Source organism: Streptomyces sp. NPDC028419, from assembly GCF_055565515.1.
This window is the reverse complement of record NZ_JBVHUE010000003.1, coordinates 421084-434435: the sequence shown is the minus strand read 5'-3', so window position 1 is coordinate 434435 and position 13352 is coordinate 421084. Positions and strand designations below refer to the sequence as shown.

General features: G+C 74.5%; 12 protein-coding genes. 6 read left to right on the top strand and 6 right to left on the bottom strand.

The window, feature by feature from the left end; genetic code table 11:
* Positions 1-131: 131 nt before the first annotated feature.
* Positions 132-2474, bottom strand: coding sequence for a WD40 repeat domain-containing protein (locus ACZ4UB_RS06230; RefSeq protein WP_468068580.1), 2343 nt, complete (start codon positions 2472-2474; stop codon positions 132-134).
* Between the two features lie 159 nt (positions 2475-2633).
* On the opposite strand from ACZ4UB_RS06230, the gene ACZ4UB_RS06225 reads away from it, so the two are divergent.
* Entirely contained in the window at positions 2634-2825 is a 192-nt protein-coding gene (locus tag ACZ4UB_RS06225) for a hypothetical protein (RefSeq protein WP_468068579.1), read from the top strand.
* On the opposite strand, the gene ACZ4UB_RS06220 is transcribed toward ACZ4UB_RS06225, so the two are convergent.
* A complete protein-coding gene (locus ACZ4UB_RS06220) occupies positions 2818-3822 on the bottom strand; it encodes a LacI family DNA-binding transcriptional regulator (protein WP_468068604.1) in 1005 nt (334 codons plus the stop codon). The genes ACZ4UB_RS06225 and ACZ4UB_RS06220 overlap by 8 nt on opposite strands.
* A 220-nt stretch (positions 3823-4042) precedes the next feature.
* On the opposite strand from ACZ4UB_RS06220, the gene ACZ4UB_RS06215 reads away from it, so the two are divergent.
* Entirely contained in the window at positions 4043-5080 is a 1038-nt protein-coding gene (locus tag ACZ4UB_RS06215; protein WP_468068578.1) for an NUDIX domain-containing protein, read from the top strand.
* Between the two features lie 15 nt (positions 5081-5095).
* Here the strand turns inward: ACZ4UB_RS06215 and ACZ4UB_RS06210 are convergent, their stop codons facing one another.
* Together ACZ4UB_RS06210 and ACZ4UB_RS06205 are read right to left on the bottom strand one after the other, a co-directional pair.
* Positions 5096-5791, bottom strand: coding sequence for an MBL fold metallo-hydrolase (locus ACZ4UB_RS06210; protein ID WP_468068577.1), 696 nt, complete (start codon positions 5789-5791; stop codon positions 5096-5098).
* An 89-nt stretch (positions 5792-5880) separates the two neighbouring features.
* A complete protein-coding gene (locus tag ACZ4UB_RS06205; protein WP_354379418.1) occupies positions 5881-7245 on the bottom strand; it encodes a dipeptidase in 1365 nt (454 codons plus the stop codon).
* Positions 7246-7747: 502 nt separating this feature from the next.
* On the opposite strand from ACZ4UB_RS06205, the gene ACZ4UB_RS06200 reads away from it, so the two are divergent.
* Positions 7748-8974, top strand: coding sequence for a geranylgeranyl reductase family protein (locus ACZ4UB_RS06200; protein ID WP_468068603.1), 1227 nt, complete (start codon positions 7748-7750; stop codon positions 8972-8974).
* 89 nt (positions 8975-9063) lie between these two features.
* On the opposite strand, the gene ACZ4UB_RS06195 is transcribed toward ACZ4UB_RS06200, so the two are convergent.
* Positions 9064-9525: a nitroreductase/quinone reductase family protein gene (locus ACZ4UB_RS06195; RefSeq protein WP_468068575.1), complete on the bottom strand. Its 462-nt coding sequence runs from the start codon at positions 9523-9525 to the stop codon at positions 9064-9066.
* Between the two features lie 216 nt (positions 9526-9741).
* Between ACZ4UB_RS06195 and ACZ4UB_RS06190 the strand changes: the two genes are divergently transcribed.
* Together ACZ4UB_RS06190 and ACZ4UB_RS06185 are read left to right on the top strand one after the other, a co-directional pair.
* Positions 9742-10467 (top strand): TetR/AcrR family transcriptional regulator, encoded by a 726-nt coding sequence (locus tag ACZ4UB_RS06190; protein WP_468068574.1) that lies wholly within the window; start codon positions 9742-9744, stop codon positions 10465-10467.
* A gap of 193 nt (positions 10468-10660) precedes the next feature.
* A complete protein-coding gene (locus ACZ4UB_RS06185) occupies positions 10661-11644 on the top strand; it encodes a spherulation-specific family 4 protein (RefSeq protein WP_468068573.1) in 984 nt (327 codons plus the stop codon).
* A 167-nt stretch (positions 11645-11811) separates the two neighbouring features.
* Here ACZ4UB_RS06185 and ACZ4UB_RS06180 read toward each other — a convergent pair whose 3' ends face one another.
* The gene (locus ACZ4UB_RS06180; protein ID WP_468068572.1) at positions 11812-12552 is read right to left on the bottom strand and encodes a maleylpyruvate isomerase family mycothiol-dependent enzyme; all 741 of its coding nucleotides are present in this window, start codon (positions 12550-12552) and stop codon (positions 11812-11814) included.
* A gap of 36 nt (positions 12553-12588) precedes the next feature.
* On the opposite strand from ACZ4UB_RS06180, the gene ACZ4UB_RS06175 reads away from it, so the two are divergent.
* Positions 12589-13326 carry an alpha-ketoglutarate-dependent dioxygenase AlkB family protein gene (locus ACZ4UB_RS06175; RefSeq protein ID WP_468068570.1) on the top strand — a complete coding sequence of 246 codons (738 nt, stop codon included), beginning with the start codon at positions 12589-12591 and terminating at the stop codon, positions 13324-13326.
* The last annotated feature ends 26 nt before the right edge of the window (positions 13327-13352 follow it).

The following is a 13352-nucleotide window of genomic DNA, read 5'->3' as shown; positions in this document are numbered from 1 at the left end:
CACCACCTGCAAAAACCGCCTCCCCTCCCCCCCCCCTCCCCCCCCCCCCCCCCCCCCCCCCCCCCCCCCCCCCCCCCCCCCCCCTCACCCCCCCCCCCCCCCCCCCCCCCCCCCCCCCCCCCCCGCCGCGTTCACCCGGATCCGATGATCCACCGGCGCAGGGTGCCGTCCCGGCCCGCCGTGGCCAGCAGGGTGCCGTCGGGGGAGAAGGCGAGGCCGTTGACGGCGCCGGTGTGCCCGGCGAGGGGGTGGCCGACCCGCTCGCCGGACGTGACGTCCCAGAGCAGGACCCTGCCGTCCGCGCCCGCGCTGGCCAGCAGCTCCCCGTCCGGCGAGAAGGCCAGGTCGTAGACGGCGCCGGTGTGCCCGACCCCGACCCCGCCCCTGACCCCGGCGGAGCCGACCGGTGTGCCCGTCAGCGTTTCCCAGAACCGCACGCTGCCGTCCGCCAGGGCCGCGGCGAGCCGGCCGCCGTCGGGGGAGAAGCCCACCGCCCAGGCCGTGCCCCCGCCGGGCCTGCCGAACCGGCCCACCAGGGCCCGTAGGTGCTTGTCCCACAGCAGGACCTGGCCGTCCGCGCCCGAGCTGGCCAGGTGGAGGCCGTAGGGCGAGTAGGCCAGCCCGACGACCTCGTTGGTGTGCTCGATCAAGGACGCGGTGAGCTGCCCCGTGGACCGGTCCCAGAGCCGGACGGTGGCGTCCGCGCCGGCCGTCGCCATCTGTCGTCCGTCCGGCGAGAACGCGATCTTCTTCACGGCACCGGTGTGCCCGGTCTCGAAAGCGTCCCCCGACCACGGCTCGACCGGATCGCGCAGGCACACGGACCGCCCGACGGAAGCGGTCGCCAGCAGGCCTTCGTCCGGGGTGAAGGCCAGGGCCCAGGGCAGCGTGGGCGGGTCGACGAGCGCTTCACCGACGGCCCGTCCGGTCACGGGATCGTGCAGCAGCACCGACCGCTCGTTGGTGGTCGCGGCCAGTACCCGACCGGAGGGCGCGAAGGCGACCCGGACGAGCGCGCCGGAGACCTGTACGGGTGGCAGCTGGACGGGCCGGCGGGCGTGGACCGCCGCGGCCAGCGCGCGGGTCGCGACCGTGGGTGTCGGGGCTGGGGCCTCCCGTTCGTACAGGACCACCGTCCCGTCGGCGCCGGCGGTGGCCAGCAGCCGCCCGTCGGGGGAGAAGGCCACGGCGTCGACGGCTCCGTCGTGCCGGGTGAGCGGCGGGGCCGCCGGGAGGCCGGTCCAGGGGTCCCAGAGCCGGACCGTCCCGTCGGCGGAGGCGCTGGCGAGCAGCCGGCCGTCGGCGCGGAAGGCCAGGGCGTGGATCGCGTCCCGATGACCGGCGAGCGGGACGAGCGGGAGGCCGGGCCGGGTGCCGAGCACGCCCGCGGTGCCGTCGGCACGACCGAAGGCGACCAACCTCCCGTCCGGGGAGAGGGCCAGCACTCCCGGGGCGTCCACCCGCGGGCCGATCGGCTCCCCCGTACCGGGGTGCGGGTGCAGCAGGTCCCACACCCGGGCACCGTCCCCGGCGCCGAGCAGGCGCCCGTCGGGGACCTGGACGAGCGTGCGCAGGCCCTGCGGGTCGTGCACCTCGGATTCGATCAGGGCCGCGCCGTCGCCGGTGGCCAGGTTCCACAGTCGTACGTTCCCCTCGAAGTCGAGCACGGCCAGCAGGGCCGGTTCGGTACCGGAGGCCATCATGCGGATCGGCGCGCCGGTGCCGACCAGTGGGGGCCCCGCTTGGGAGAGGGTCCGGGCCGCGAACTGGTGCACGGTGGTGCGGTTCCCGGCGTCCGTCACCAGGATCCGTCCCTCCGGGGTGAACAGCACCGGAAGGGTGCCGGGGAGCGAAGCGGCGAACTGCTTCCCCGTCCCGGTGTGCCAGATCCGTACCCGATCGTCCGCGCAGGTGGTGGCGAGCAGCCGGCCGTCCGTCGAGAAGGCCACGCTCCGGACCGGACCGGAATGGTGCGCCAGGCGGTGCCGGGGGGTGAACAGGAGGGTCGGGGTGCGGTCCGGCCGGGGTCGGGGCTCGGGGAAGGGGCGGGGCTCGGGCGCGGCCGCCGGTTCGGGTTCGCCTGCCGCTTCGGGCTCGGGCCCGGTCGCCGGTACGGGCTCGGGCGCGTCCGCCCGGCGGCCCGTCGACGCGGGTCGCAGAGCGGCCAGGGCGCGCCATTCGCGGCGCCACCGCTCCAACTCGGGGGCGGAGTGCGGGGGCACCGCGATCTCCTGGCCGAAGGCGTCGTAGGCGTAGAGGATCCGTACGAGCCCCATCAGGGTGTCGAAGCCGAGCAACCGCTTGCCGCTGAAGGCGTCGCTCTGGGTCGCGACCGGCAACCGGATGCCGCTGTCGGACCGGCCCGCGCGCCCCGCGAGCTCCCGGTACGAGCGGTGCCCGCGCTCGCCCCGCAGGGCGCGCAACTCGGCCGCGAAGGCCCGTAGTCCCTCGTCGAAGCTGTTCGGTGGCTCCATCGCCCACCAGGTTAGAACGGTCGTGGCCGGTCGGTCCGGAACTTCACCGAACAGAACGGAACACCCGCGCCGTTCGCGGGGGTTCGGGGTCGATCGGAAAGCGTCCGGCTTCGTTCGGTACCGGTGCTCGGGGCCCGTCCGTGCTGCTGACATCGGGGCATGACGAACGAGCCGCTCCCCGAGCCCTTCCTGACCCTGCACACCGCCTTCGTCCTCGTGACGGCCGTGCTCATCGGCTGCGCGGTGGGCGTGCTCACCCATCTGGGAGGCACCCATCCCGCCCTGTCCGTCCTCGCCGGGCTGACCGCGGGGGGCGGCGCGGTGCCCGTCCTGCGCGGCCTCATCAGGTGACGGCCTCCGGGCGGACCTCGCCCGAGCCGCGGGCGATCAGGCGGGTCGGCAGCTCGATCCGCGCCGGCGGCAGTTCCGCCCCGGCCAGCCGCTGGAAGAGGCGTTCGGTCGCGACCCGGCCCAGGGCCGCCGCGTCCTGGGCGACCACGGAGACCGCGGGACGGATCAGGTCCGCCAGCTCGAAGTCGTCGAAGCCCACCAGCGCCACGGGCCGCGCTCCGGAGGCGGCCGCCGCGGCCAGTACGCGCACCGCCGTCACCGTCACCCGGTTGTTGCCCGCGAAGACGGCGGTGACCGGGGTCGGGCCCGCGAGCATGGCCGTGACCGCCGCGGTGACCCGTTCCGGGGAGGTGGAGCCGAGGGCCTCCCACGCCCCGTCCACCGCGAGTCCGGCGGCGGCCATGGCCGTCCGGTAGCCGCGCAGCCGCTCCGTGGCCGTGTGGATGTGGGGATGGTCGCCGATGAATCCGATCCGGCGGTGGCCGTGGGCGATCAGGTGGGCCACCCCGTCGCGGGCGCCGCCGAAGCTGTCCGAGAGCACCACGTCCGCGTCGATCAGGCCGGCCGGGCGGTCCACGAACACCGTGGCCACCCCGGCCCGGATCTCCGGCTCCAGGTAGCGGTGGTCGTCACCGGCCGGGATGACGATCAGGCCGTCCACCCGGCGCGCGCACAGCGCGAGCGCCAACTCCCGCTCCCGGTCCGGGTCCTCCGCGCTGGAACCGTTGATCAGCAGGGCGCCGTTGGCCCGCGCGACCTCCTCCACGGCCCGGTTGAGCGGCCCGTAGAACGGGTCGGCGAGGTCCTCCAGGACCAGTCCGATCGTCGCGGTGCGGCCCTTGCGCAGCACCCGGGCGCTGTCGTTGCGCCGGAAGCCCAGCTCGTCGATGGCGTCGTGGACCCGTTTCTCGGTGTCGGGGGTGACGCCGGGCTCGTCGTTGACGACCCGGGACACGGTCTTCAGGCCGACCCCAGCCCGGGCCGCCACGTCCTTCATCGTCGGCCGCCGGCCGTAGCGGGGCTCGGGCGAACGGCGGGAGTGCGGCACGGTGGGGAACCTCCGGTGAGGGCGGGCACGGCGGTCGCGCGTCCGGTCGCAACGCGCTGACCTTGAGGATAAGCACCTCGGCCGATTACCGGGTTTCCGCGACGGGCTGGTGCGGGCAAGCCACTGGGGGTTCGGACGGGCCGTGGGAGCTTCGGGAAGAGGGGTAATCGTGATTGTCTGGATCAACGGTGCTTTCGGGGCCGGGAAGACCAGCACGGCCCGTGAACTGACCGGGCTCCTGCCGGACGCCACTCTGTACGACCCCGAAACCGTCGGTGACGCCCTCCGGCTCCTGCTGCCGCGCGAGCGGCTCGACGGGGTGGCCGACTACCAGGACCTGCCGAGCTGGCGGCGCCTGGTCGTGGACACCGCCGCCGCGCTGCTCGCCGAGGTGGGCGGGGTGCTCGTGGTGCCGATGACCCTGCTGCGCCAGGAGTACCGGGACGAGATCTTCGGGGCCCTCGCAGCGCGCCGGATCCCGGTGCGGCACGTCCTGCTCGCACCTGAGGAAACGATCCTGCGGGCCCGGGTCGCGACCGTCGGGGGTGACGACGCCGACGGGGCCGACGGGGGCCGATCGTGGTCGCGGGCGCACTTCGCCTCCTACCGGGAGGCGCTCGGCTGGCTCACCTCCGACGCGCACGTCATCGACAACGGCGCCCTGACGGCCCGGGAGACCGCGCGGTGCATCGCCGAAGCGCTGCGCTCCGAGAAGGTCGCCCTCTGCGACATCGTGCAGACCCCGGAGCCCACCGCGGAGACCGTCGCCGCCGGGGTGCTGCTCTTCGACGACCACGACCGGGTGCTCCTGGTGGATCCGACGTACAAGCCCGGCTGGGAGTTCCCCGGTGGCGTGGTCGAGGCGGGCGAGGCGCCCGCCCGTGCGGGGGTGCGCGAGGTCGCCGAGGAGCTGGGCGTCGTACTCGACCAGCCGCCCGGGCTGCTGGTCATCGACTGGGAACCGCCCTGCTCCCCGGCCTACGGCGGACTGCGGCTGATCTTCGACGGAGGGCGGCTCTCCCCGGAGGCGGCGGCCCGGGTGCGGCTGCCGGGGCCCGAGCTGCGGGCCTGGCGCTTCGTCACCGAGGCCGAGGCCGCCGGGCTGCTCCCGCGACACCGGTTCGAACGGCTGCGCTGGGCCCTGCGCGCCCGGGAGCGTGCGACCGTGCTCAACCTGGAGGCCGGAGTCCCGGTCGGCGGCTCCTGAGCCGCCGACCCGAGTTCAGCCGCCGGCGAGGTCCGCGGCCGCTTTCAAGGTGGCCGCGGCGTCCTCGGTGACCGGATCGCCGTGCCCGAAACAGGCCACCGACGGGGCGAGGGAGGCCAACCGGCGCATGGACTCCAGGGCGCGACCGCGGTCCACGTTGAACACCCCGAGCATCACCTGCCCCACCGCGGCCACCGCGTCACCGGTGAACAGCACGCCGTGGTGCGGCAGATGGACGCCGATGCTGCCGTCCGTGTGCCCGGGCGCGTGCACGACGTACGCCCCGTCCCCGAAGCCCAGCGCGTCGCCGTCCGCCACCTCGCGGTCCACCCGGGTCGGCGGCGCGTCGGGCAGGGTGAGCCCGCGCTCGTAGTACGGGACCTCCCAGTCGAGGAGCACCGGCTCCGGGACCGGCAGCTCGCCGCGGATCACCGGGGCGTCGAGGCGGTGCGCCACCACCGTCGCGCCCCAGCGGGCCGCGAGTTCGCCCGCGGAGCCGATGTGGTCCCGGTGGCAGTGGGTCAGGACGATCCGCTCCAGCCCCTCGGGGCGCAGCCCGAGCGAGCGGATCGCCTCCTCGATCCCGGCGGCGGAGCCGACAGGGCCGGAGTCGATCAGGGTCAGCGCCTCACCGTCGCGCCACAGGTAGGCCTGGCCGATCGGATAACGGAGCATGTGCAGCCGCTGCGGTATGACGTCCACGAGGTCCATGGGGCGAACGTACGCTCCGACGCCCCCGGTCGGGGGCCGGCTTCGCCGTCGGCGGAGTCCGCTCCGAGCGGACCCCGCCGCCTACGGCGTCAGCCGCGCTTGGACTCCGCGTAGTTGACCAGGAACAGCGCCTCGGCGACCGAGAGCCGCTCCAACTCCTCGGGCGACACGCTCTCGTTGACCGCGTGGATCTGCGCTTCCGGCTCGCTCAGCCCGATCAGCAGCATCTCGGCCTCGGGGTACAGCGAGGTCAACGTGTTGCACAGCGGAATCGATCCGCCCATACCGCTGATCTGCATCTCCTCACCGGGGTACGCGACCTCCATGGCCGCACGCATCGACGCGTACGCCGGACTGTCGGTGTTCGCCTGGAACGGCTGTCCCTGGCCGACGACTTCGAGTTCGAGGCGCGCCTTCCACGGGGTGTGCGCCACCAGGTGCGCCTCCAGCAGCTTGATCGCCTCGGCGACGTCCACGCCCGGCGGCACGCGCAGGCTGACGAGCGCGCCCGCACCGGCGTGCACCGACGGGGTCGCGCCGACCACCGGCGGGCAGTCGATGCCCAGCACGGTCACGGCCGGACGGGCCCACAGCCGGTCCGCGACCGTGCCGTTGCCGATGAGCTCGACGCCGTCGAGCACCCGGGCGTCGGCGCGGAAGTCCGCCTCCGGGTACTGCAGGCCCTCCCACACGGCGTCCGAGGCGAGCCCGTCCACGGTGGTCGAACCGTCGGCGGCGCGCAGCGAGTCCAGCACCCGGATCAGCGCGGCGAGCGCGTCCGGCGCGGCCCCGCCGAACATCCCGGAGTGCAGGTTCCCACCCAGGGTGTCCACCTTGACCTTGAGCAGGGTCATCCCGCGCAGGGTCGCGGTCACCGTCGGCAGCCCGAGCCGGAAGTTGCCCGCGTCACCGATGACGATGGTGTCGGCGGTCAGCAGCTCCGGGTTGGCCTCGGCGTACTGCTGGAGGCCGCCGGTGCCCTGCTCCTCGGACCCCTCGACGATCACCTTCACGTTGACCGGCACACCACCGTTGGCCTTCAGCGCGCGCAGGGCGAGCAGGTGCATGATGAACCCGCCCTTGCAGTCGGCCGCGCCGCGCCCGTACCAACGGCCGTCGCGCTCGGTCAGCTCGAAGGCGGGGGAGATCCACGCGGCGTCGTCGAGCGGGGGCTGGACGTCGTAGTGCGCGTAGAGCAGCACGGTCGGGGCGTCCGCCGGGCCCGGCAGGAAGCCGTACACCGACTGCGTGCCGTCCGGGGTGTCGAGCAGCGCCACGTCCTGGAAGCCCTCGGCACGCAGCGCGTCGGCGACCCAGTTCGCGGCGCCCTCGCTCTCGCTCTTGGGGAACTGCGCCCAGTCCGCAACCGACTGGAAGGCCACCAGCTCGGCCAGCTCCTGCTTGGCGCGGGGCATCAGCGAGGCGATGGTCTCGACGATCGGATCGGTCGACATGGGCACGCTCCTTTTGGGTGCGACGTTTGGTCTGCGTAAGGGTGTGGACGGGGGCGGGGTGCGTACACCGGGTTACGGCGTATGACGGTCCGATCCTCCCACAGCGGGGTGAGCCGGACTCGCGCCGTAGGATTTCCCCGGCATCGGGACCCCGGGACCGTCGGGGCCGTCGGGACCATCGGGACCAACGCGTGATCAGGAGCAGCAGCACATCGTGAGCAGCGACGACGTACACGGCGCGGGCAATGCGGGCGACGCAGGCCAGGCGGGCGGCGCGGGGCAGGACGCGCAGGGGGCGGGCGAAGTGGCGGAGGTGACCGGTACGGCGGCCGGGCGGCCGGAAGGGGCCCGGGAGCGGCAGGAGTCGGGCGGGCGGCAGGAGCCGGACGTTCCGCAGGAGCCGGACGTTCCGCAGGAGTCGGATGTTCCGCAGGAGTCGGGCGAGCGGGAGGCGTCGGGCGAGCGGGAGGGGGTGGCCGAGCGAGAGGCGTCGGCGGAGCCCCTGAGCGCGGAGGAGGCCCTGGACTCCGGTGAGGTCTGGGACGTGATCGTGGTCGGCGCCGGGCCGGCCGGAGCATCGGCCGCGCACGCCGCGGCCGCGGCGGGCCGGCGGGTGCTGCTGCTGGAGAAGGCCGAACTGCCGCGCTACAAGACCTGCGGCGGCGGCATCATCGGGCCTTCGCGGGACGCACTGCCGCCGGGCTTCGTGCTGCCGTTCAAGGACCGCATCCACGCGGTGACCTTCTCCCTCAACGGCAAGCTGACCCGTACCCGGCGCTCCAAGAGCATGCTGTTCGGGCTCATCAACCGGGCCGAGTTCGACGCCGCTCTGGTCGCCGAGGCCGAGAAGGCGGGCGCGACCGTGCGCACCGGTACGGCCGTGACCCGCGTCGAGCAGCACGGTCCGGCGGTGCCCGACCGGCGCACCGTCGCGGTGGTGCTGGGCAGCGGGGAGATCGTGCTGGGGCGCGCCGTGATCGGCGCGGACGGCAGCGCGAGCCGGATCGGCGCGCACGTCGGGGTCGAGATGGACCAGGTCGACCTGGGCCTCGAAGCGGAGATCCCGGTCCCGCCGACCGTGGCCGAGGACTGGAAGGGCCGGGTCCTCATCGACTGGGGCCCCCTGCCCGGCAGTTACGGCTGGGTCTTCCCCAAGGGCGACGTCCTCACCGTCGGCGTGATCTCGGCGAAGGGCGACGGCGCGGCGACCAAGCGCTACCTGGAGGACTTCATCGCCCGACTCGGGCTGGCCGGTTTCGAGCCCTCCGTCTCCTCCGGGCACCTGACCCGCTGCCGCACGCCGCAGTCGCCGCTCTCGCGCGGCCGGGTGCTCGTCGCGGGCGACGCGGCCGGGCTGCTGGAGCCGTGGACCCGGGAGGGCATCTCCTTCGCGCTGCGCTCCGGGCGGCTCGCGGGGGAGTGGGCCGTGAAGATCTCCGAGGCGCCGGACGCGGTGGACGCCCGCCGCCAGGCCCTCAACTACGCCTTCGCGGTCAAGGCCGGGCTCGGCGTCGAGATGGGCGTGGGCAGGCGCATGCTGGGTGTCTTCGTGTCCCGGCCGGGCGTGCTGCACGCCGCGCTCATCGGCTTCGGACCGGCCTGGCGGGCCTTCGCCCGGATCACCCGGGGCTCGACCAACCTGGCCGACCTGGTCCGTACGTACCCGCTGGCCCGCAAGGCGCTGCACGCGCTCGACCGCCGGCAGGAGCAGGGGCAGGGGCAGGCTTAGGGGTACGCGTACGGGCGTGGGCGCTCGTACGCCTGCGGGCATACGTACGCCTGCGGGCATACGTACGGGTACGGGTGCTGCCTGCGGGGTCAGCCCGTGACGGTGAGGCGGAAGACCGGGTGGTCGGCGGCGGCCGCGCGCAGCTCCTCTTCGGAGGAGCGCGCGGTCACGCCCCGGAAGAACCGGTCGACCTCCCAGCCCCACTTGACGAGATAGCCGCGCAGGACGACGGCCTTCTCAGCGGGGTCGGTCAGCTCGACCACGGTGAAGGCGCGGACCTTGCGGCCCACCCGGAGCTCGCCACCGCCCGCGGCACGCATGTTGCGCACCCACTGGGAGTGGCCGCGGGCGGAGACCAGGTACTGGGCGCCGCGGTCGGTGTACGGGTTGACCGGGATGCGCTGCATCCGCCCGGACGTCCGGCCGCGGACCGACATCTCGGCGGTGCCGGCGAGGCTGATGCCCAGGCGGGCCAGCTTGCCGAAGAGGGCGTTGAAGCGCGTGCCGAAGGCGCCGGCCTTGGCGTAGTACGGGGCGGCGGGCGTGGTCATGGCGGCCTCCGGGGCTGGGCGGCGCGTCGCTGCGTCGCGGCTCAGTGGCACGGGGATTCCGATGGCTCACCGGGATCACCGATGCAATTCGAGAGCGGTGCTCTCGCTTGAGATCAGTGTGCACGGATCGTTGCACCAAAGCAAGAGCACTGCTCTCGATCGAGATCGCCGATCTCATTCTTGGGCGGTGCTCTGCCTGCGTGACACACTGATCCCATGAGCACCGTGCGAGGGGCCAGGGAACGGGCCCGTACCGAGATCACCGCCGCCATCAAGGACGAGGCGCGCCGCCAACTCGCCGCCGAGGGGGCCGCCAAGCTCTCGCTGCGCGCCGTCGCCCGCGAGCTGGGCATGGCCTCCTCCGCCCTGTACCGCTACTTCCCCAGCCGCGACGACCTGCTCACGGCGCTCATCGTGGACGCCTACGACAGCCTCGGCGCCGCCGCCGAGGCCGCGCACGCCCGTACCGTCGCCACCGCCACCGCCACCGCCACCGCATCGCCCCGCGCGTGCTGGCTCGCGGTCTGTCGGGCGGTCCGCGCCTGGGCCCTCGCGCACCCGCACGAGTACGCGCTGATCTACGGATCGCCCGTCCCCGGCTACGCCGCGCCCGCCTCCACCGTCGCCCCCGCCTCCAGGGTCGGCCTCGTCCTCATCGCCATCGTCCGCTCCGCCCACCAGGGCCCCGGCCTGGCCCTGCCCCCGCTCGCCCCGGCGCTGCGCCCCGAGGCGGAACGGATGGTCGCGGACTTCGCCCCTGGGCTGCCGCCCGAGGTCGCGCCCGCCCTGGTCGCCGCGTGGGCGCAGCTCGTGGGCCTGGTCTCGTTCGAGTTGTTCGGGCAGTTCCACCGGGTGGTCGAGGAGCGGGAAGCGTTCTTCGACCACGCCGCGGAGCGCCTCGCGCACGAGGTCGGCCTCCCCGTCCCGCTCCCGGCCAGGTGACGGGCGATCACATGGCGCGCTGACGCACCGAGATGCCGGCGCACCGACAAGCCGACAAGGTCACAAGGTGACAAGTCGCTTGTCTGTTCCTCACATCAAGAGAACCGGTTCTCCAGCCCCCGCCCCCTGGCCCCCTCTAGTCTTCCTCGCGGCGGTGCCCCGTCGCCAGACGCCTGCCGGAGGAAGGATCACCTTGGCCACGACCCGCGCATCGAGGGCCCTCTACGCCGTCCTGACGGTCGCCGTCCTCGTGGCGCCGGCGCCCGCGGTCTGTTCGGCCGCGGAGGGTTCCGGGGGCGCCTCGAAGCGGGCCCCGGCCGCGTCCGGGCCGGCGCCCGCCCCCGAGCCGAGCGAGCCGATCCGGGCCCGGATACCCGGGGTGCGGGGCATGGACGTCGCGGTTCCGGCGTACGTGTGGGCCGACGACCCGATGCTGGACGAGCTGACCGCCACCGGCCCGGCCGCCTCCGTCGTCGTCCTCAACCCCGGCAACGGTGACGCTCCCTTCGACGCGCCGTGGCAGGCCCGCGCCGACGTCCTGAGAGGCGGCACCACCGCCAACGGCGAGCGCACCAAGGTGCTCGGCTACGTCCACACCGACCACGGCAAGCGGTCGCCGGCCGAGGTCAAGGCGTCCGTGGACAACTACCTCAAGACCGCGGACGGTCGACTGCACGTCGACGGGATCTTCTTCGACGTCGTCAGCCGTGACTGCGGCCCGGCCAACGCCACGCGCGACCTCTACGCGGACTACCGCCGCTACGTCCAGGAAGCGATGCGGGCGGTCGATCCGGCCGCCCCCGACCTGGTGGTCGACAATCCCGGCACCGCCATCGCCGACTGCTACCTCGAACCCGGCCACCGCACCGCCGACGTCTTCGTGACCTTCGAGGACACCTACGCCGCCTACACCGGCAGCGGTTGGCTCGGCGGGAACGTCTTCAACGAGCGGACCGGCTACCGGGCGGGCGCCGAATTCGATCCGAGCGGGACCGCCTTCTGGCACCTGGTGCACGACGTCCCGGACGCCGACGCGATGCGCACGACCCTGCGCACGGCCTTCGACCGCGGCGCGGGCTACGCGTACGCGACGAACACGGCCATGCCCAACCCCTGGAACGCCAGCCCGGATTGGGAGTTCCGCCCGCAGACCACCTACGCGGCCACCCTCGGCTGACCCGGGCCGGGCGGCCGCTCCATCCGGTCCAGGTCGTGGATCGCGGTCCGTTCCATTGGGAGCGCGTACGGGGCGAGGTCGGCCGCGCGCCGAGCAGCCCGCGCCGGTCGGCCCCGCCCCGCCGGTCGGCCCCCGCGGGGGCCGACCGGCGGGGCGGGGCGGCAGTGTCAGATGGCCGCCGTCTCCTGCCAGAGCTTGACCAGCGAGGCGTCACCGCTCACCGCGGCGCCGTCCAGCGGGGCACGGTTCCACAGCGCCGCGTACAGCCACGCCGCCCCGCCCGTCACCTCGCAGTCCGCCGGTCCCGCGTCACCGCGGACCGTGACGGCGGGCTCGGCCGACAGGCGTACGGTCCAGGCGTCGCCGGTGTCGGAGGCGCGCAGCCGCAGCACCCGCGGCTGGGGGGTCCGCACCCCGCTGCGCGGCCGCGCGTGGAATCCGGTGAGCACCTCGTCCACCCCGTCGGCGGCGAACCGCTCCTCCACCGGCGAGGGCGCGGCGCCGAGCGCGCCCTGCGCGTCCATCCGGTGCACCGTGGTCTCGTGCGCCTGGCGCCGCGCCCAGAAGGCCAGCGAGGAGGGCGGGTCCGTCGGCAGGAAGGTCCAGCACCGCACGTCGGCGGGCGCCTCCGTCAGGGTGCGCACCAGCGCGGCGTGCCCCTCGCGGAACCAGGCCACCAGCGGGGCGCCGGTCAGCTCCGGAGCCTCGGGGAAGGGAACGGGCTCGGTCAGGGAGCCCGCGACCATTCCCGCCGCCCACCGGTGCACCGACCCCGTGTGCCGCAGCAGGTCGGCCACGCGCCAATCGGGACAGAACGGCACCAGGGCCTCCGGGCCCGCCTGTTCGGCCGCGTCGGCCATCAACCGGCCTTCACGGTCAAGCGTCTTCACATGCTCCATGATCTCCATGCGGCGAGTGTGCCAGGGGGCACCGACAATGGGTCCATGGAGCGGCCACACCCTCGCGACCTCCCCCCGGCCCCGGACCCGGCGCCCCCGCCGGGGCAGCCGGCGGAGCTCTTCCCGCGCGAGCGGGCCGAGATCGCGCCCGGCGCGGTCCACGTGCCCGACTGGCTCGACCCGGAGCGCCAGCTCGCCCTGCTGACCGCGTGCCGCGCGTGGGCACGCCCGCCGGCCGGACTGCGCACGGTCCGCCTCCCCGGCGGCGCCGCGATGACCGCCCGCCAGGTCTGCCTGGGGCTGCACTGGTACCCGTACGGCTACGCCCGCACCGCCGTGGACGGGGACGGGGAACCGGTCAAGCCGATGCCCGGCTGGCTCGCCGAGCTGGGCCGGGAGGCCGTGGCCGCGGCCGGAGCCGGAGCCGGAGCCGGGGTGGCGCCCCCCGAACCGGGGGAACCGGCGGCGTACGACATCGCGCTGATCAACTTCTACGACGCCGACGCCCGGATGGGCATGCACCGCGACGCCGAGGAGCGCTCCCCGGCACCGGTGGTCTCGCTCAGCCTCGGCGACAGCTGCGTGTTCCGCTTCGGCAACACCGTCTCGCGCGCTCGCCCGTACCGGGACGTGGAGCTGCGCAGCGGCGACCTGTTCGTCTTCGGCGGTCCGGCCCGAAGGGCCTTTCATTCGGTGCCCAAAGTCCTGCCGGGGACGGCTCCGCCCGCCCTGGGCCTGACCGGGCGCCTCAACATCACGCTGCGCGTCAGCGGGCTGGGCTGAAGGTCGGCGCCCGGGCCCGGCCGATC